Origin of the sequence: Haloechinothrix salitolerans (assembly GCF_042662605.1) — a bacterium.
GTDB lineage: Bacteria > Actinomycetota > Actinomycetes > Mycobacteriales > Pseudonocardiaceae > Haloechinothrix_A > Haloechinothrix_A salitolerans.
On sequence record NZ_JBHSXX010000001.1, the window covers coordinates 2,934,521 to 2,953,538 of the forward strand.

General features: G+C 69.2%; 17 protein-coding genes. 11 read left to right on the plus strand and 6 right to left on the minus strand.

Annotated features, from left to right (window positions below; genetic code table 11):
• Nucleotides 1-175: 175 nt before the first annotated feature.
• The 3 genes from ACFQGD_RS13935 to ACFQGD_RS13945 all read right to left on the minus strand — a co-directional run bounded on the left by ACFQGD_RS13935 (nt 176) and on the right by ACFQGD_RS13945 (nt 5,545).
• Nucleotides 176-2,572 (minus strand): ATP-binding protein, encoded by a 2,397-nt coding sequence (locus ACFQGD_RS13935; protein WP_345398130.1) that lies wholly within the window; start codon nt 2,570-2,572, stop codon nt 176-178.
• A 268-nt stretch (nt 2,573-2,840) separates the two neighbouring features.
• The gene (locus ACFQGD_RS13940; protein WP_345398133.1) at nt 2,841-5,018 is read right to left on the minus strand and encodes a molybdopterin cofactor-binding domain-containing protein; all 2,178 of its coding nucleotides are present in this window, start codon (nt 5,016-5,018) and stop codon (nt 2,841-2,843) included.
• 17 nt (nt 5,019-5,035) lie between these two features.
• Nucleotides 5,036-5,545, minus strand: coding sequence for a (2Fe-2S)-binding protein (locus ACFQGD_RS13945; protein WP_345398135.1), 510 nt, complete (start codon nt 5,543-5,545; stop codon nt 5,036-5,038).
• 390 nt (nt 5,546-5,935) lie between these two features.
• On the opposite strand from ACFQGD_RS13945, the gene ACFQGD_RS13950 reads away from it, so the two are divergent.
• The 5 genes from ACFQGD_RS13950 (at nt 5,936) to ACFQGD_RS13970 (ending at nt 10,708) form a co-directional block, all read left to right on the plus strand.
• Nucleotides 5,936-8,314, plus strand: coding sequence for a sensor histidine kinase (locus ACFQGD_RS13950; RefSeq protein ID WP_345398138.1), 2,379 nt, complete (start codon nt 5,936-5,938; stop codon nt 8,312-8,314).
• A 13-nt stretch (nt 8,315-8,327) separates the two neighbouring features.
• On the plus strand, nt 8,328-8,756 hold the full coding sequence (locus ACFQGD_RS13955) for a roadblock/LC7 domain-containing protein (protein ID WP_345398141.1): 429 nt from the start codon (nt 8,328-8,330) through the stop codon (nt 8,754-8,756).
• A gap of 8 nt (nt 8,757-8,764) precedes the next feature.
• Nucleotides 8,765-9,139 carry a DUF742 domain-containing protein gene (locus tag ACFQGD_RS13960; protein WP_345398144.1) on the plus strand — a complete coding sequence of 125 codons (375 nt, stop codon included), beginning with the start codon at nt 8,765-8,767 and terminating at the stop codon, nt 9,137-9,139.
• Nucleotides 9,120-9,761 carry a GTP-binding protein gene (locus ACFQGD_RS13965; RefSeq protein ID WP_345398147.1) on the plus strand — a complete coding sequence of 214 codons (642 nt, stop codon included), beginning with the start codon at nt 9,120-9,122 and terminating at the stop codon, nt 9,759-9,761. Before ACFQGD_RS13960 ends, ACFQGD_RS13965 begins: the two co-directional genes overlap by 20 nt.
• Nucleotides 9,762-9,862: 101 nt before the next feature.
• Nucleotides 9,863-10,708: a hypothetical protein gene (locus ACFQGD_RS13970; protein ID WP_345398150.1), complete on the plus strand. Its 846-nt coding sequence runs from the start codon at nt 9,863-9,865 to the stop codon at nt 10,706-10,708.
• Between the two features lie 109 nt (nt 10,709-10,817).
• Here the strand turns inward: ACFQGD_RS13970 and ACFQGD_RS13975 are convergent, their stop codons facing one another.
• Genes ACFQGD_RS13975 through nagA form a run of 3 tightly spaced genes read right to left on the minus strand, consistent with a single transcriptional unit; the run spans nt 10,818 to nt 12,740 of the window.
• On the minus strand, nt 10,818-11,273 hold the full coding sequence (locus ACFQGD_RS13975; RefSeq protein ID WP_345398153.1) for a PTS sugar transporter subunit IIA: 456 nt from the start codon (nt 11,271-11,273) through the stop codon (nt 10,818-10,820).
• Nucleotides 11,270-11,500, minus strand: coding sequence for a PTS sugar transporter subunit IIB (locus tag ACFQGD_RS13980; protein WP_345398156.1), 231 nt, complete (start codon nt 11,498-11,500; stop codon nt 11,270-11,272). The genes ACFQGD_RS13975 and ACFQGD_RS13980 overlap by 4 nt, the downstream gene beginning before the upstream one ends.
• A 55-nt stretch (nt 11,501-11,555) precedes the next feature.
• Complete coding sequence (gene nagA, locus ACFQGD_RS13985) at nt 11,556-12,740, minus strand: N-acetylglucosamine-6-phosphate deacetylase (protein WP_345398159.1); 1,185 nt, start codon at nt 12,738-12,740, stop codon at nt 11,556-11,558.
• A gap of 143 nt (nt 12,741-12,883) precedes the next feature.
• Between nagA and ACFQGD_RS13990 the strand changes: the two genes are divergently transcribed.
• From ACFQGD_RS13990 to ACFQGD_RS14015, 6 genes are all read left to right on the plus strand, one after another.
• Nucleotides 12,884-13,636, plus strand: coding sequence for a GntR family transcriptional regulator (locus ACFQGD_RS13990; RefSeq protein WP_345398162.1), 753 nt, complete (start codon nt 12,884-12,886; stop codon nt 13,634-13,636).
• An 11-nt stretch (nt 13,637-13,647) separates the two neighbouring features.
• A complete protein-coding gene (locus tag ACFQGD_RS13995; RefSeq protein WP_345398165.1) occupies nt 13,648-14,916 on the plus strand; it encodes a PTS transporter subunit EIIC in 1,269 nt (422 codons plus the stop codon).
• A gap of 3 nt (nt 14,917-14,919) precedes the next feature.
• Nucleotides 14,920-16,572, plus strand: a complete 1,653-nt coding sequence (locus tag ACFQGD_RS14000) for a phosphoenolpyruvate--protein phosphotransferase (protein WP_345398168.1) — start codon at nt 14,920-14,922, stop codon at nt 16,570-16,572.
• A gap of 44 nt (nt 16,573-16,616) precedes the next feature.
• Nucleotides 16,617-16,889 (plus strand): HPr family phosphocarrier protein, encoded by a 273-nt coding sequence (locus ACFQGD_RS14005; RefSeq protein WP_345398171.1) that lies wholly within the window; start codon nt 16,617-16,619, stop codon nt 16,887-16,889.
• 57 nt (nt 16,890-16,946) lie between these two features.
• Complete coding sequence (gene truB, locus ACFQGD_RS14010) at nt 16,947-17,858, plus strand: tRNA pseudouridine(55) synthase TruB (RefSeq protein ID WP_345398174.1); 912 nt, start codon at nt 16,947-16,949, stop codon at nt 17,856-17,858.
• 115 nt (nt 17,859-17,973) lie between these two features.
• Nucleotides 17,974-18,951: a bifunctional riboflavin kinase/FAD synthetase gene (locus tag ACFQGD_RS14015; RefSeq protein WP_345398177.1), complete on the plus strand. Its 978-nt coding sequence runs from the start codon at nt 17,974-17,976 to the stop codon at nt 18,949-18,951.
• Nucleotides 18,952-19,018: the final 67 nt, after the last annotated feature.

Sequence of the window (19,018 nt, forward strand, 5' to 3'; positions counted from 1 at the left end):
CCGATTCCCGACCTTCGTAGGTAGTCGTGACGTCGTCGCCCGCGTAGCGTCACCTGCGGTGATGTGCTCGCCGCATCGCATGGGCGAGCCCAGTGGCGCTCTCCACCGGCGCGGCCCCGTGTGGCAATGGGGGAGTGGGGGACCCTCATTGCCACACCGCGGGGGCGGCGATCGTTCAGGCGCCGACGGCGTGATGTCGGTCGTGGAACCGCGAGTAGGACGAGCTGGTGGGGTCGTCCTGCCGGCCGGTCGCGAACCAGACCCCGATCTGGGTGCGCGAGCTGAGACCGAGCTTCGTCAGGATCTTCTCGACGTGTTTCTCCGCCGTGCGGGGCGAGATCACCAGTTTGGCCGCGATGTCACGGTTGGACAGCCCGTCAGCGACAAGCTGGGCGATCTCCCGCTCTCTGCCGGTCAGTTCGTCGTCCAGCCTGGCGCCGTGGTGCGCCACGACTGGCTTGGCGGTGCGCCGCAACGCGAGGTCGATCGCGCTCTCGGTGTCCATCGCGGCGCCCTTGTCGACATGGGTCTGCCAGGTCTCGCCGAGCGCGGCCCGCGTGCGTTCCTCGCAGATGGCGTGGCCGCGTTCGAGGTGCTTGAACAGCGACGTCGCTCCGACCGAGCGCATGGCGGACTGCACGGCGCCGAGCAGTGTGGCCGCGCGGGCGTGCTGGCCATGTTGCTCGGTGACCCAGGCGATCAGCTCCATCGCCATGGCCATGCCGAGCCGATCGTCGAAGGCCTCCTTGATCGCCAAGGTCTCGGTGGCCAGTGCTTCGGCGCGTTTCGGTTCGTTCCAGTGCCACCGCAGCAACGCCTGTGTCCACATCGCCAGCGCGGCGCACCAGCGGTCACCGTGCCGCGTGCTGATCTCCAGGCACTCCTCGCACAGTTCGAGCGCGTGACTGGTCTCGCCGAGCAGTGATCTGGCCGCGGCGGACTGGATCAGCGCGACCATGATGCCGAAGTCGTTGCCCGCCTTCTTGTGCGCGTCGTGGGATTCGGTGAAGTGGGTGAGCGCGGTGGCGGGGTCGCCGTGGAACAGTGAGGCGATGCCTTCGTTGTGGGTGATCTCGGCGAGCCACATTTCCTGGCCGGTCGACGTCGCGAGCGTGCGTGCTCGCGCGAGCAGCCGCCGTCCCTCGGTGACGTCGGCTTGCAGCACCGCCAGTTTGCCCGCCGCGGTGAGCCCGCCAACGGCTTCCGGGGCGGCGGGCGCCAACGCCAGCAACTCCTCCAGCCAGCGCCTGCCTTCGCTGAACGCGCCCGACATGATCCAGAAGTGACGCAGGTCGGCGGCCATCCGTAGCCCGAGCCGCGCGTCATCGGACGAGGCGGTGCAGAGCTCGAACGCCGCACGCAGGTTGGCCTGTTCAGCGCGGAGCCGGTGGTAGGCCTCGATCTGCTCGCCGTCCTCGAGCTGCGTGAGCGCGTGCGCGGTAAGCCCCGCGTACCAGTCACGGTGGCGCTGCCGCAGCGTAGCGAGCTCACCGGAGGCGCGCAGCCGGTTAAGGCCGTACTCCTTGATGGTCTCCAGGAGCCGGTAACGCGCTTGTCCGTCCCGTTCGTCACGAAGCAGCACCGACTTGTCGACCAGCTCGGCGAGCAGGTCGAGGACGTCTTCGCGTGCCAGCGCGTCGTCGGGGCAGATGCCTTCGGCCGCGTCCAGCTCGAAGCTGCCCGCGAACACCGAGACCCGGGCCCACAGCAGCCTGGCTTCCTCGGTGAGCAGGTCGTAGCTCCAGTCCATCAGCGAGCGCAGTGTGCGCTGCCGGGGCAGTGCGGTGCGGCTGCCTTGGGTGAGCAGCCGGTATCGATCGGAAAGGCCGTCCAGGATCTGCCGCACCGACAGCGAGCGGATGCGTACCGCGGCGAGTTCCAGCGCGAGCGGGATGCCATCGAGGCGGCGGCACAGCTCGGCGACGGCGGGGGCGTTGTCTTCGGTCAGCTCGAAGTCGGGGTAGCAGGCAGTCGCGCGGGAGGTGAACAGCTCGACCGCGTCGGAGGCCAGCAGGGCCTCAGCGGACACGATGCCGCCCGGGTCGTCCGGGTTCTCCGGTGCTTCCGGCACGGACAGCGGCGGCAGCGGCAACGTGCATTCCGCCTCGATCTGTAGCGCGGTGCGGCTGGTCGCCAGCACCCTGACGTCGGGGCAGCCACAGAGGATGGCGTCAACGAGCATCGCGCAGTCGTCGATCAGGTGCTCGCAGTTGTCCAGCACGATCAGGACCTGTCGCTCGGCCAGTTGCTCGATCAGTCGCTCGGTCGGTTGCAGCGGGGAGTCGTCGCGCATGCCGAGCGCGGCGGCGGTGGTCTGGGGGAGCAGCCCGGCGTCGGACAACCCCGCGAGATTGACGACGTAGACACCGTCGTGGAACGCGCGCCGCAGGTCGTGGGCGGCGCGCAGCGCCAGCCGCGTCTTGCCGACACCACCAACACCAAGCAGCGTCACCAGCCGGTTGTTCCCGAGCAGTGTGCGGATCTTGGCGAGTTCATGGCGCCTGCCGACGAAGCTGGCGGCTTCGACGGGAAGAGATGACCGTGGTCTCGGGTCGGGGATCCTTCGCACCATTGTGCCGAAAAGCTATGCGCCGATACTGACCAGGTCAATAGGCCAAATAGCCTATTGGGCACACTACACCTGTAAAGGTCAACGAGGAGATACGTAGCGGGTTACGGGTAAATCCGGGTTTTTTCTCGATCGTCTCGAGTCATGCTCGGGGCATGTCCGTTTCCGCGACTTTCGTACTGGCGCCACTCGCGGTGACCGTCGTCGGTACCGCGTGGTGGCTGTTCGCTTCCTGGCTCGCTGAGCTGCGACGACGCGAGAACGCCAAGCGCTAGAAGGTGAGTGGGAACCGCCACGGCTGGGTGCCGGTGGCTCGCCCGAAGGCACTCGCCACCGCCGCCGCGGCGGCGGGGACCGCGATCTCGCCCGCACCGGCGATGCTGGTGCCCGTCGCGGGCATCAGCACCAGCCGGAAGTCCCTCGGCGCGTGCCGCTGCCGGGGCCAGGCGAAGTCGGCGAAGCTGGACTCCCGCACGCTGCCGTTGTCGATGTGGTTGCCCGCCCGCAGGATCGTGCCAATGCCGTCCATGACGCTGCCCATGAACTGCGCTTCCAGTCCGCGCGGGTTCACCGGGATGCCCATGTCGGCGACCACCAGCGCGGACATGACACGGGGAGCCTTCGGGTCGGTGGCGTCGATCGTCACGACACAGCCGGCCCTGCCGTCGTACTCCTCGTGGTAGCCGACGCCGTGCGCCCAGCCGGCGGGCAGGCTCGACCCCCACCCGCTCTCGGTGCGCAGGCGCCGCAGCAGCGCCTTGGCGGGCTGGTCCTTGGCCAGCGAGATTCGCAGCCCCAGTGGATCCTTGCCCAGTTTGCTGGCCAGCCGGTCCATCATCAGTTCCTCGGCCGCGCGGTTGTGCCCGGAGTACACCGAGCGCCACGTCGCGGTGGGGAACTTCAACGGGACTTCGTTGAGCTCCTTGGCTTCGGTGCCTAGCGCGTACGGGGTGTGCTGGGTGAGCGCGAAGAACGCCGAGCCGATCGATGGGTAGCCGAGCGCGCCGGGGTCGATGCCGGTGATGACCGAGCTCACCCCGAAGTCCAGCTGCACCGCCGAGCTGAGGTTCTCGAAGCTCACCATCTCGCCCGCGAGGTACGTGATGCGCATTCGGTGCATGCTCGCCGGGCGCATCCTGCCGTGGCGGGTGTCGTCGTCGCGGGTCCACATCAACTTGACGGGCCTACCCAGCGCGTGTGACACGCGCGCGGCCTCGATTTGCGCTTCCGAGCTCAATCGACGGCCGAACGAGCCACCGCCGCGCGTCACATGCACTGTCACGGCGTCTTCCGCGTAACCGATCGCCTCGGCGACCTGACGCCGGGTGCTGTTGGGTACCTTGGTTGATGACCAGACCACGGCCGAGGTGGGACGGACGTCGGCGGTGGCGGCGTTCGTCTCCATCGGCGCGTGGTTGACGAAGGCGAACTCGAACCGGCCGTCGACGTGGTTCGACAGCAGTGGCGGGTCGGCGAACGGCGGGATGGCCTGCGCCAGCCGCTCGTTGATGGTGCTGTCCGAGACGTCGTCGACCGGACCCGGCCCCCAGGTCACCCGCAGTGCGTCGCGCCCGCGCATCGCCTCGTGGAAGGAGCGAGCGGTGACGGCGACCCCGGTAGGGATGGTGGTCACCGCGATCACGCCGGACATCGATGTCGTCGCCGAGGCGTCGACGGACTCGACGGTGCCATAGATCGTCGGTGGCCTGGCGACGACGGTGGGCAGCGCATCTGCCACCGGCACGTCGAGGCTGAAGGTCATCGCGCCGGTGACGATCGCGCGTCCCTCCTGCTGCGAGGCGGGGCTGCCGATCACGGTGTGCTCGCTGAACGGTTTCGGAGCGGTCGACACCTCGGGATCAGTGACGTTGGCGGCGTCCGCGGCGAGCGCACCGTAGGTCTCGCTTCTACCGTCGGGGGCGTGCACCGCGGTGTCGTGGGTGGTCAGGGTGTCGGCGTCGACGCCCCAGCGCCGCGCGGCCGCGGTGACAAGGCGGGCGCGGGCCTGCGCCGCCATCTCCCGAACCGGGTCGTAGGCGTCACGGATCGAGAGGGACCCGCCGACCGACTGGCCTGGCAGGTTCGCGGCGTCGGCTAGCTCGGTGCGCACGTCGGTGAGCCGTGCGTCGAGATCTTCGGCGATCAGCATCGACAGCGCGGTGCTGATGCCCTGGCCGACGTCGGCCTTGGGGGACTCGAAGACGATGCGGTTGTCGCTGGTCACCCGCAGCACGTACGTGGTACCGAGATCCGTCTCCGTCGTGGTCTCGCTACTGGCCGCCGAAGGGCGACCCGCGGCGAATGCCGAGGGATGGGTGGTGAGGTCGATGCCGAGACGTGCCGCCACGGTCAGCGTTGGCGCGGCGACGAGGAACGTGACGAAGCGGCGGCGACCCATGTCTGGCCTGTCGGGCGCGACGGATGTGGTGGTGTGCTCTGTACTGGTCATGTCGTGTCGCCCTCGGTTCACGCGGTGACTCGTTTGATGGCGCTTCGGATGCGGCAGTAGGTGCCGCAGCGGCAGACGTTCGCGATCGCGTCGATGTCGGCGTCCGATGGGTTGTTGGTGCTCTTGAGCAGCGCGGCGGTGGCCATGATCTGGCCGGGCTGGCAGAAGCCGCATTGCGGCACGTCCTCGTCGAGCCATGCTTGCTGCACCGGATGCAGGGTGTCGCCGTTCGCGAGCCCCTCGATGGTGGTGACGTGCCGGTTCGCGCAGTCAGCGATCGGCACGACGCAAGGCTGGATCTCCTTGCCGTTGAGATGGCTGGTGCAGGCCCGGCACGCGCCGACCCCACAGCCGTACTTGGGGCCGGTGAGACCAAGCAGGTCCCGCAACACCCACAGCAACGGCATGTCGGCCGGTGCGTCCACACTGACGCGCTCGCCATTGACGAAAAGTTTGTACGTGGGCACTTTCTCGCGCTCCTCGGCGTTGTCGATCTGTTTGTCGCTGCCATTTTCTTGACTGGGCATGCGAATTCTTACGTATTCCTACGTAGTCGCGTACGTAGGAATACGTACGGGTGTCGTCGCATCACTTGACACGCGGTTTTTCGGGCCCTGGAAGCGACACTTTAAGGACCGATACGCGGTGGGTCCATACTCTGTTCGGCCCATTTTGTCGGCGACATACCAGCAGGTGAGGAGCGTATATAGTGGGTGATCGCCCGGTAACGGAATGCGTTATTCGTATTTGATCTCGCTGGGTGAGTCCATTTGGCGTAATTCTATCGAAGCATTATTGACGGCGGGGATTGGCGCCCGTAGCGTCACCGCTCGCGAATAGGAACCAACACCCGTAGCGGTGCCGATCGAATGGCATCGCCGTGCTTCGTCGCGAAATAAGAATCTGGACGGCTCACCATGCTCCGAACATTTATAGGCGCGGGGTCGAAGACGATCAAAGCCAAGGTGCTGGCGATCGCGCTGATCCCGAGCATCGCGCTGCTCATCGTCGGTGCGGCGGTGTCCGGGTACTTGATCAACAAGGGGTTGCAGGCGAAAGAGTTCGCCGAGGACGTCAGGGCATCCCTCAAGCCCACCGCGCGGGTCGTCGTCGAGTTGCAGGAGGAACGCAGGCTCTCCGCGTTGCTGTTGACAACGGGCGCCGTAGACGCCGGTGACCTGCAGCGGCAGCGGCGCGAGGTCGATGTCGCGCTGAACGACGTCTACACCGCGGGTGAGCGGCTGGCCTCGAGCGGGCCGGGCTCCGTGCGCGCGGCGTTCAACGACCTGGCGGCTGACGCGCGGGAACTGCCCGGCATGCGGAGCCGGATCAACAGCAAGGACGCCACACCTCTCGAGGTGTACGACTTCTACGGCGAGCTGGTCGAGCGGGTAGGCGAGGGCATTCAAGGCACCGCCCGGTCGGCGAGCGACGCCGAGGTCGCCTTCGAGCAGATGATCAGCTACGACCTCTTCCGCTCGGTCGAGGCGCAGTCGCGGTCGCACGTGCTCGTCGGGCTGGCGATGTCGCGCGGCCTCGACTCGAAGGTCTACCACGAGCTGGCCCACCAGATGGGTACGTACCACGAGCTCATCAACCTCATCGAGGCGCGGCTGACGGCCGATGAACAGGCCCAGTACGCGGCACTGCAGGAGACCGACGCCTGGGCGGCGCTCACTGGTGGCGACAACGACATCATGGCGCAGGGGCCGGGCAAGCACGCGCCGAACTTCGACGTCGCTGAGTGGGAGAACGCCGCGCGCACGTTGTCCGAAGGACTGCTGCGGCTCTACATGTCGCACTCCTCGTACGCCGCCGACCTCGGCGCCGCCAGCGGCAACGCGACCCTGTGGACCTCGGCGCTCGCCGGCGTGGGCATCCTCGCGGCCGCGCTCGCGGCGATGGTGATCGCGCTGCGGCTCTCCCGCGCGCTGATCGAACGGCTCACCCGGCTGCGGGAAGAGACCCTCGATCTGTCCAACCGCGAGCTGCCCGGCGTCGTCGAGCGACTGCGGCAGGGCGACCGGGTCGATGTCGAGTACCAGATCCCGTGGCTGGACCACGGCACCGACGAGATCGGCCAGGTCGCCAACGCGTTCAACAAGGCGCAGCAGACCGCCATCTCCGCCGCGGTGCAGGAGGCCGAAACCCGCAGGGGCGTCGGATCGGTGTTCCTCAACATCGCCCACCGCACCCAGGTCATCGTGCACCGCCAGCTCAAGGTGCTCGACTCGGTGGAACGCTCCGAGGACGACCCCGACCAGCTGCAGCTGCTGTTCCAGCTCGACCACCTCGCCACCCGCAGCAGGCGCAACGCGGAGAACCTGATCATCCTCGGTGGTGAGCAGCCCGGCAGGCAGTGGCGCAACCCGGTCTCGCTCCGTGAGGTGGTGCGTAGCGCGGTTTCCGAGACCGAGCACTACACGCGCGTCGGAGCCGTGTCCATTCCGGACACGCTGATGGACGGCAAGGTCGTCGCCGACCTCGCGCACCTGCTCGCCGAGCTGATCGACAACGCGACCGCGTTCTCACCACCGCAGTCCAAGGTCGAGGTGCGCGGCAACGCCGTAGGGCGCGGTGTGGTGATCGAGGTCGAGGACCAGGGCCTCGGCATGGAGAAAGAACAGCTCGACAAGTTCAACACGATGCTGCGCAAGCCGCCGGACTTCAGCGTCATGGCACTGTCGACCGAGTCGCGCGTCGGGCTCTTCGTGGTGGCGCGGCTGGCGTCCCGGCACGGCATCAAGATCACGCTGCGGGAGTCGATCTACGGCGGCACCACGGCGATCGTGCTGGTGCCGACCGATCTGATCGCGCAGGAGACCACCCCGCACGAGCCACCGATGGTGAGCGGGATCGGCGTTCAGGACGACGGTGCCGGATACGAGCGGGAGCCGCGCCACGAGGGCACGCTGCCCGACCCGGACAACGGCCTGCCGACGGCCACCGACGTGCCCGCGATCGGATCGTCGTGGCGCACGGTCGTCTTCGACAAGCCGGAGGGTCAGAACGCGCCACCGTCCGCGCGCTCGGCACCGCCCGCGTCGAACGGCGCGACGTCGAGTGGCGAGGGGCAGGCGAACACCCCACGGCGCGACGGTAAGCCGCCACTGCCGCAGCGCACACGGCAGGCGAACATCGCGCCGCAGCTGGCCTCAGAGCAGCAAGCCGCCGACGTGCCGGACGCGGACGACGACCTGGTGGACGCCGAACGCACGCGCACCGTGATGGCGGCGCTACAGCAGGGGAACCTCCGTGGTCGCACCACGGAAGTCAGCCTCAACGGGCACAACTGAGAGAGGTGAACACATGACGGTCACATCGCGGTCGACCGATCTGGACTGGTTGCTCGACGATCTCGTCGAGCGGGTCGTCGACGTGGACAGGGTGGTCGTGCTCTCGGCGGACGGGCTGCTGATGGCGCGCTCGCAGAGCCTGACGCGGCCGGACGCCGAACATCTCGCCGCGGTCGCCTCGGCGTACCAGAGCCTGTCGCGCGGCACCGGGCGGCACTTCGGCTTCGGCGAGGTGCGGCAGACGATGGTCGAGATGGAACACGGGTATCTGCTGGTCATGGCCGCTGGCAGAGGCGCGTGTCTCGCGCTGTTCACCGAGGCCGACGCCGACCTCGGTCTGGTGGCCTACGAGATGAACCTGCTTGTCAAACGGGTCGGCGCCGCGCTCGCGACGACGCCGCGTAATCCCCAGGGCGAGCGGGTCGACGCGAAGGCGTCATGAGGACGCCGATGGCGAGCAGAGACGAGGTCTGGTTCGACGACGCGGCAGGCCCGTTGGTTCGGCCGTACGCGCTGACCCGCGGCAGAACCAGGGACAACCGATACGGCCTCGATCTCGTCACGCTGGTCGTTTCGGTGCGGCCCGAGGTGCACGAGCGGATCGTCGAGCCGGAGTACGCCGATGTGCTCTGGGTGTGCGAGCACCCGCTGTCGATCGCCGAGGTCGCCGCGAAGATCGACCTGCCGTTGTGCGTCGTCAAGGTGATGCTCGCCGACCTCATCGAGGTCGACTACGTCATCTACCGGACCGGCTGGCAGCCGGTGCGCAACGCCCCGGATATGGACACGATGCAGAAGGTTCTCGATGGTATCCGCAAGCTCTAACCCCTCCAGCCCGGTCGCGGGACCCGCGATCGACGCCGTCGCGGTGAAGGTGCTGATCTCCGGCGGGTTCGGCGTCGGCAAGACGACTCTCGTATCGGCGGTCAGCGAGATCGTGCCGCTGCGCACCGAGGAAGTCATCACCGAGCTGAGCAACGGTATCGACGACGTCAGCGGCATCGAGGACAAGTCGACGACCACGGTCGCGATGGACTTCGGTCGCATCACGATCAACCCCGAGCTGGTGTTGTACCTGTTCGGGACGCCCGGCCAGGATCGGTTCTGGTTCATGTGGGACGAGCTGGCGCGAGGCGCGCTCGGTGCTGTCGTCCTGGTTGACACCCGGCGGCTGGACGCGTGCTTCGCCGCGATCGACTACTTCGAGCGGCGGGAGCTGCCGTTCGTCGTCGGCGTGAACTGCTTCGGCGGCGACCAGCCGTACGACGTCGACGAGATCCGCGCCGCCCTCGACATAGATTCATTCATTCCGGTGATTTTGTGCGATGCCCGGGAGCGGGAGTCCACTAAGGAACTGCTGGTCAAGCTGATGGAGCACGTGATGGCCGCCGCACGATTAGCCGATCGGGTGCCCTCGCAACAGGCCAGGTCGAGCGCGCCTACGTAGCCGGTTACGTAGTCCTCCCGGCGTGTCGGCTGCCACCGTCGGCCATACTGGTCGCACGGCCGCCCCGAGCCGGACCCCGAATCGAGCAAATCATGGTCGATATGAACTGGTTTTTCCTCTTGGTGATCGCGCTGGCCTGCGCGCCGGTGCTTGGCTGCCTGTGGTGGGTGCTGAACAGCAAGATCAGCGACCGCAGGCGCACGCGGATCGCCGAGCGGATGAGCCAGACGTACTACCACGAGGCGGTCAAGGTGCCGGGTCGTGAGCCGGAGCGGCGCTCCCGCCGTTCGCCGGGTGGTGAGCCGACCGGCGAGCGGACGGCGGCGCGCGACACCGGCGAGCGTGCCTCGGTGCGCCAAACCGGAGAGCGGCAGGCGATTCGGGGTAGTCGCGGGCGGGCAGCGGCGGCCAGTGGTGAGCATGCCGCGGGGTGGCGACCGGACGACGCGTCCGACCCTGGCCCGTGGCCCGTGGCGGAACCGGACGCCGTCGACGCGGAGCCCGTGTGCTGCATGCCCCGTCAGGTCGCCCACCACGACGGCCCGTGCGACTGCTGGGAAGACACCACGGTTTTCGAGCTGCGCGACGGTATGCCGGCGGTGCCGGTGGTGCCTCGCGCGCCACAGCGCGCATCGGAGTGGCGTCCGCCGCAGCGACCGCCCTCCCCGCAGGACGGTCGTTCCAGTGCCCGGCCACAACGTCCGCCTGCCCAGCGTCCGCCTGCCCAGCGTCCGCCTGCCCAACGTCCCCCCGCGCAGCGTCCCCCCGCGCAGCGCAGGGAGTGGTACCCGGACGAGCGCAGGGAAGCACGCCCGGCCCAGCGCGCCGAACAACGTGTGCCCGACAGGACCGCCGCACGGCAGCAGCCGCCCGCGCAGCGGCCCGCCGAGGCGCGGAACCGGCACGCTGCTGACGTCCCCAGCTACGGCAAGCACCACCTGAGCTAGTTGGCTTCCGCTCGTCCTTCGGCCAGCGGGCGGTAGCCTCCGCACGGCATCGTCAAGCCCGGCCGGAGGATGCGTGGAATGCCGTTCGCTCACACGGCGTCGGGCGTCCTCAGTACGTCCACCCGAAGAGCACGTCCCCGGCCGCGACGGCACCATCGGTACGCAGGTCGGTGAGTGCGGCGCCATCCGCGTCGAGGGCCACCACGGGACACATCGGTGACCGGCCGCCCGCCTCGACGTCGGCCGCGTCGAAGCTCACGATAGGCGCGCCGGCCTCGACGGTCACGCCTTCGGTGATATGCACGGTGAATCCCTCGCCGTCGAGCTGCACGGTGTCGATGCCGAGGTGAACCAGCACGCCCGCTCCGTCGTCGGTCGCGACCACGAAGGCGTGCGGATGTAGCTTGACGATCCTGCCCGCCACCGGAGCGGTCGCGACCACCGGTCCTCGGAGCGGGTCGATCGCGGCACCTGGCCCGACCAGCGCGGCGGAGAACACGGCGTCCGGCACGTCAGCGAGCGGCACCACCGTACCGGGCAGCGGCGCGGCGACGGCGATGCTCACAGCATGTCCTCGATGTCGCTGGCCAGTGTGTCGGCCTCGGGGCCGACGACGACCTGCACCACCGTGCCGGAGTGCACGACACCGTGGGCGCCCGCTGCCTTCAGCGTCGCGTCATCGACCAGCGCGGCGTCCTCCACCTCGGTACGCAGCCGGGTGATGCACGCTTCGATCTCGACGATGTTCGCCGCTCCGCCGAGGCCGTTGACGATCTGTTCTGCCTTGCTCATCGGGTACCTCCTGGTGTGCGGGGATCGGTCTGGGTGACGGTGGTCGCGGTGGCCATCAACGAGGGAACCTCCTGGTCGGCGGGGCGTCGGGATCGGTGTAGGCGAGCGTGCCCGCCACCCAGGTGCCGAGCGTGCGGAAGTCGTCCGACAGCCAGACGAGGTCGGCGGCGGCGCCCGCGGTGAGACGGCCCAGATGGGTGTGCCCCAGTGCGTCGGCGGGCACGCGGGTCGCCGCGTCGACGGCGACAGCCAGGTCAACCCCGCACGCGACGGCGTTGCCGACGGCTTCGTCGAGGCGCAGCGCGGAGCCGCCGATCGTGCCGTCCTCGCGCAGGGGCGGGCCGCCGGGTTCGACGTGCAGGCGGTCCCCGCCGAGCACGTAGCTGCCCGCGGGCATCCCCATCGCCGCTACGGAGTCGGTGACCAGCGCGATGCGATCGCCAGCCGCGGCGAACGCCAGCTTCACGGCGGTGGGGTCGGTGTGGTGCAGGTCGGCGATCAGGCCCGCCGTCAGTCGCTCATCGGTCAGCGCGGCGCCGACCACGCCGGGATCCCGGTGGCTGAACGGACGCTGGGCGTTGAACAGGTGCGTGATCAGCGACGCGCCGGCGTCGACCGCGGCGCGCACGACGTCTTCGGTGGCGTCACTGTGCCCGAGGGACACGCGCACGCCCTTCTCCCGCAGCCGCGTGATGGCTTTCGGTGCGGCTTCCCGTTCCGGTGCGAGGGTCACGTATGCCAGCGTCCCGCCGGTGCCCGCGTCGATGAGGCGCTCGACCCGTTCTGGGGTCGGATCGCACAGGTACTCCTCCCGATGTGCGCCACGCCTTTTGGTGGACAGGAACGGGCCTTCGACGTGGACGCCGAGCGTGCGCGCGGCCCTGTCGAGCGCGTCCAGTCGCGGCCGCACCTCCCGGTAGCGGGTGAGCGCCGCGACGAGCGCGTCCACCGGCGCCGTGATGAAGGTGGGTGTGAAAGCCGTGCAACCGGTACGGACCAGTTGGCGTACGACATCGACCCACTGGTCCGGTGTGGCATCCACCAGGTCGACGCCGAAGGCACCGTTGAGCTGGAGGTCGATCAGGCCAGGGGTCAGGATGCCGTGGGGCAGGACCACGTCGGCGTCCGGAGGTGAACCCGTGCCTACCTGCTCGACAAGACCGTCATTGACCAGGACGAATCCCGGTTCGATCACCTGTCCGGCCGTCACCACACGGGGTGCGGTGATGCACAGGGCCATTGCTGCGCTCCGTTCGGTTTTTCCCTGCGGAAGTCTTGACGTGCCCCGGTCGGGGATGCATCCTTCCGGTACGGACTGGACCGTACCAGCTGCGGGGTCGGTAGTCGAGACTCTCGCATCGCCCACGACCACGGAGGCGGCACATGGCCCCCGAGCGAGCCATTACCGAAGGCCCCATTCCCAAACACGCGCAACTGCGAGAGATTCTGCTCAAACTGATCGATGACCGGCTGGCGCCGGACGCGCCGATTCCCTCCGAGCGCGAACTGATGGCAGAGCACGGCGTGTCCCGCATGACCGTGCGGGAGGCGATCGGCCAACTGGTCAGCGAGGGCAAGCTCTACAGCGTGCGCGGCAAGGGCACGTTCGTCGCCCCGCCCAAGGTCGAGTCGCAGCTGCACCTCGCCTCGTTCACCGAGGACATGCGCCGCCGTGGCCTCACCCCCTCGACCGCGCTGCTGCGCGCGGAACTCGCCGACCCGCCGGAGCGGGTGCGCGAGGCGCTCGATCTGCCCCCGGAGGGACAGGCGTATCACCTCGAACGGCTGCGCATCGCGGACGGCACGCCGATGGCGTTCGAGGACAGCTGGTATGACCCTGGCCCGCTGCCTGACCTGCTCGACAAGGACCTGTCCGGCTCGCTCTACACCATCTTCACCGACTTGTACGGCCTGACGATCGACTCGGCCGAGCAAACCGTCTGGGCAGCGGTCGCCGACGCGGCCGACGCCCGGATGCTCGGCGTGCGCGCCGGGGCGCCGCTGCTGGCGTTCCAGCGTGTCTCGTCCGCGGGACGCATCCCCGTGGAATACACCACCTCGTGGTACCGCGGCGATCGTTACCGGGTGCACATGTCCCTCGACAGTTCGTTCACTCCTGCCCCTCCCCACCACTGAAGGAGAAACCGATGTCCTCCGCAGCTTCCATCGACGGCGGGCGCCGCATCTGGGGCCTCGCCGCGTTCCAGCGCATCGGGCGCAGCCTCATGCTGCCGATCGCCGTCCTGCCAGCCGCCGCGCTCCTGCTGCGGCTCGGCCAGGACGACCTGCTCGGCGGTGTCGCCGTGCTGGAGAACGTCGCGGCGGTGATCGGCGCCGCGGGCGGCGCGCTGTTCGACAATCTCCCGCTGCTGTTCGCCGTCGGTGTCGCGGTCGGCTACGCCAAGAAGGCCGACGGCTCGACCGCGCTGGCCGCCGTCGTCGGTTTCCTCGTGCTCGACGGCGTGTTCCAGGAGATGGGGCCGCTCATCTCCGACGACCCTGACAACCCGATCGAGATCAACTACGGGGTGCTGGCGGGCATTCTGATGGGCGTGCTGTCCGCGGTGCTGTGGCAGCGGTTCTACCGGATCAAGCTGCCGCCGTACCTCGCGTTCTTCGGTGGACGCCGGTTCGTGCCGATCATCACCGCGGTCGCGGGCCTCGTGCTCGGCGTCGTTCTCGGCCTGCTGTACCCGGTATTCAACGCGGGCCTGACGTCGTTCGGCGAGTGGATCACCGGGAGCAGCGTCATCGGCGCAGGCGTGTACGGCGTGGTCAACCGGCTGCTGATCCCACTCGGCCTGCACCACATCATCAACTCGGTGGTCTGGTTCGTCGTCGGCGACTACGAGCAGGCGCACGGCGACCTCAACCGCTTCTTCGCCGGTGACCCCGAAGCGGGCGTCTTCATGACCGGATTCTTCCCGATCATGATGTTCGCGCTGCCCGCGGCGGCGTTCGCGATCTGGCGCGAGGCACGGCCGTCGCAACGCAAGGTGGTCGGCGGCATCATGTTCTCCGCCGCGCTCACGTCGTTCCTCACCGGCGTGACCGAGCCGCTCGAATTCGCGTTCATGTTCGTCGCCTGGCCGCTGTACGTGCTGCACGCCGTGCTGACCGGGACGTCGATGATGGTCGTGAACGCGCTGGACATCCACCATGGCTTCGGGTTCTCCGCGGGCGCCATCGACTACCTGCTCAACTTCGGTCTCGCGACCAACGCCCTGCTGCTCATCCCGATCGGGCTGGCCTACGCGGTGATCTACTTCGTGACCTTCCGCTTCGTGATCCGGAAATGGAACCTGCGCACCCCGGGCCGGGAAGACGACGAGTCCGCCGAGGCCGCGCCCGACACGTCTGCCACGTCCGTCACGACCGAGGCTACGACCCAGTCGTCGCCCGAGGCCAGGGACTGAGGCGTGACGAACCGGATCAGCGGCATCGGGGTGAGTCCCGGTCGCGTCGTCGGTCCCGCGTTCCGGATGGTGGAGGCGGTGTCCGAACCGGACGCGGCGGCGATCCTCGCTCCGTCCGAACGGGAGGCAGAGGCCGCGCGCATCGCCCCAGCGGCGGCGCGCGTGGCCGAGGAGCTGACCGCACGGGCGCGGCGAGCGAGCGGCGAGGCGAAAGACGTCCTCGACGCGACCGCGTTGATGGCGTCCGATCCCGCGCTCGCGGACGCCGCCCGGGCCGCGGTGCTCGACCACGGCAAGACAGCACCCCGAGCCGTGTGGGAGGCGGCGGAGGACGTCGCGCGGACCCTCACGGCCGCCGGTGGGTATCTCGCCGAGCGGGCCCGCGACGTGCGGGACGTCCGCGACCGCATCATCGCCGCGCTCGACGGCACGCAGGCACCGGGCATCCCGACCCACCCCGAGCCGTTCGTGCTGGTGGCGCGGGATCTCGCTCCTGCCGACACCGCGACACTTGACGCGGAGGCCGTGCTCGCCCTCGTGACCGAGGAGGGTGGGCCCACCAGCCACACGGCGATCCTCGCCAGGGCGCTGGGCCTGCCCGCGGTCGTCGCGGCCCGAGGGATCACCGACCTGCGGGACGGGACGCCGGTGCTGGTGGATGGCACGGACAGCGTCGTCGTGCCGGACCCAGCCCCCGACGTCCCCGGCGACGCCCCACCCGCCGCCCTGCCCGGGCCGTTCGCGGGGCACGGGCAGACCTCCGACGGGTTTCCCGTGGCGCTGCTGGCGAACGTCGGTGACCCGCGGTCGACGTCGGCCGCCGTCGACGTCGGTGCCGAGGGGATCGGCCTGTTCCGCACCGAGTTCTGCTTCCTCGACCGCACCGAGCCACCGTCGTTCGACGAGCAGGTCACCGCATACCGGTCGGTGTTCTCCCAGTTCCCGGAACGCAAGGTCGTCGTCCGCACGCTCGACGCGGGCGCGGACAAGCCGCTGCCGTTCCTGACCGCGCAAGGGGAACCGAACCCCGCGCTCGGGGTCCGGGGGTTGCGCACTGCCCGTCACACGCCGTCGCTGCTGGACGACCAACTGCGGGCGATCTCCGCCGCCGCGCTCGGGACTGACGCCGAGGTCTGGGTCATGGCACCCATGGTGGCCACCGCGATCGAGGCCGCGGCGTTCGCGGAGCGTGCACGTGCGCATGACCTGCGCACAGTGGGTGTCATGGTCGAGGTTCCGTCCGCCGCCGTGACCGCGGACGCCGTCGTGGCCGCCTGCGACTTCGTCAGCATCGGCACCAACGACCTCGCGCAGTACACCCTCGCCGCCGACCGTCAGCTTGGCGAACTCGCCGAGCTGACCGATCCGTGGCAGCCCGCCCTGCTCCAGCTGGTCGAGCTGATCGGCGCGGCGGGTCGGCGCGCGGGCAAGCCCGTCGGGGTGTGTGGCGAGGCGGCCTCGGACCCGCTGCTCGCGGCGGTGCTCGTCGGCCTCGGTGTCACCAGCCTTTCGATGAGCGCTCGCGCCATCCCCGCGGTAGCCGCCTCACTCGCCGCTGTCTCCTACGACGACTGCCAGCACCTCGCCCGGATCGCCGTCGAGGCAACCGATCCCGCCGATGCTCGACGGCGTGCGCGCGCCGCCCTCGGCACCTGACCGCCCAGCGTCACCCAGCACCTATCGACCAGTCAGGAGTTCCCATGCCCGAACGAACCGTCACGATCGCCAGCGCGGTCGGCCTCCACGCCCGCCCCGCCGCCCTGTTCGTGCGGGCGGCCGCCGCTCAGCCGGTGAAGGTGACCATCCGTAAGGACGGCACCGACCAGGCGACCGCCATCGCCGCCGACAGCATCATGGGTGTGATGTCCCTCGGCGCGCGCCACGGCGACGACGTCGTCCTCACCGCGGACGGCGACGGAGCGGAGGCCGCCCTCGATCACCTCGCCGGGTTGCTCGCGACTGACCACGACTGACCCGCGCGGTGCCACGCACCCGCCGCCCCGCACCACCACGCCGTTACCCTGCACTGCGTGTCACGCAAGCAGCGCGGTAACAAGCCCGCACCACCACCCGGTCTGGTGATCGTCGACAAGCCGGACGGGATGACCTCACACGACGTCGTCGCGCGGATGCGCCGGATCATGGGCACCCGCAAGATCGGCCACGCGGGCACGCTCGACCCGATGGCCACCGGCGTGCTGGTGATCGGCGTCGAACGCGCGACGAAGCTGCTCGGGCACCTCGCGCTGGATCGCAAGAGCTACCTGGCCACCATCGGCCTGGGCGCGTCGACCACCACCGACGACGCCGAGGGCGAGGCGCTCACCCAGGCCGATCCTGACGCGCTCGCCGCGATCACCGAGGCTGACATCGACAAGGCGATCGCCGACCTGACCGGCGACATCCAGCAGGTCCCGAGCGCGGTCAGCGCGGTCAAGGTCAACGGGGAGCGCGCCTACGCGAAGGTGCGAGCGGGGGAGCGGGTCGAGCTGGACGCCCGCCCGGTCACCGTGCACCGCTTCGACCGGCTCGCGCTGCGCACCGAGCCACGCCTGGAGATCGACGCACTGGTGGACTGCTCGTCCGGCACGTACGTGCGGGCGCTCGCCCGTGACCTCGGCGCGGCGCTCGGTGTCGGCGGTCACCTCACGGCGTTACGGCGCACCGAGGTCGGGCCGTTCGGACTGGCCAGGGCCCGCACGCTGGAGCGACTGGAGGAGGACCCGAGCCTGTCACTCACCCTCGACGAGGCGGTGACCACCGCGTTCGACGTCCACATGGTGGACGCCGCCACCGCGCGGGCGGTGCGATACGGCCAGCGCACACCCGCGGCCGGTCTGCCAGGAACCTACGGCATCGCCGACGCGGAGGGTCGCGCGCTCGCCATCGCAACCGACCAGGGCGGTCACGCGAAGTACCTGGTAGTCCTCGCTCCGGCCTGAGCTCGACCGCCAGTCCTATGAGGCTGCTAGGCGTGCGGCGAGGTCGCCCGACACGGCGACCTCGTTCCGGCGGGCGTCGGATCAGCGGCGCGGGTCGAACGGTTACCCTCTGCGTGTGCTGCGTTGGCGAGGATTGGAAGACCTGCCCGGTAACTGGGGCCGGTGCGTCGTGACGATCGGTGTGTTCGACGGTGTGCATCGCGGACATCAGGAGCTGATCCGGCGCACCGTCGAGGTCGCCCGCGAGCGGGGGCTGCCCAGCGTGGTGCTCACGTTCGACCCGCACCCCTCCGAGGTCCTCCGGCCGGGCAGCCATCCCGCGCAGCTGACCACGCTGCGTCGTAAGGCGGAGCTGATCGAGGAGCTGGGCGTCGACGTCTTCGCCGTGCTGCCGTTCACGCTGGAGCTGTCGAAGGTCACCGCGCACGAGTTCGTGCACGAGATCCTGGTCGACAAGCTCCACGCCGCCGTGGTGCTGGTGGGGGAGAACTTCACCTTTGGGGCGAAGGCGGCTGGTGACGTCGCGTTGCTGCGTGAGCTCGGTACCCGGTTCGGCTACGTCGTGCACGGCGCCGAGCTGCAGGGGGCGTCGGTCAAAGGCGGCCACGCGGGGGGACAGACGGTGGAAGGTGAGATCACCTACTCCTCGACGTATGTGCGCTCCTGCATCGACGCGGGCGACGTCGAGGCCGCTGCCGCCGCGCTGGGCAGGCCGCACCGGCTGGAAGGCATCATCGTGCGCGGTGACGGGCGGGGCCAGGATCTCGGGTATCCGACGGCGAACCTGTCTATCCCGCGTTACGCGGCGGTCCCGGCCGATGGGGTGTACAGCTGCTGGTTCACCAGCTCGGGACGTCCCGGCGAGCGGCTGAAGGCGGCGGTGTCGGTGGGCAGCAACCCGACGTTCTCGGGCAGGGAGCGCAGCGTCGAGGCGTTCGTACTCGACGTCGACGAGGACTTCTACGGCCAGCACGCCTCGCTCGACTTCGTCGCCCGCCTGCGTGACATGGTTCGCTACTCCTCGGTGGAGGAACTGGTCGACCAGATCAGCGACGACGTCCAGCAAACGCGAGAGATTCTCGAATCTTCGTGAGTGCGTGTGCGAACGGGTGAGACGTTTCCGCCCGGCGAACGAGCTGATGCGGCAGGATGCAGTATCT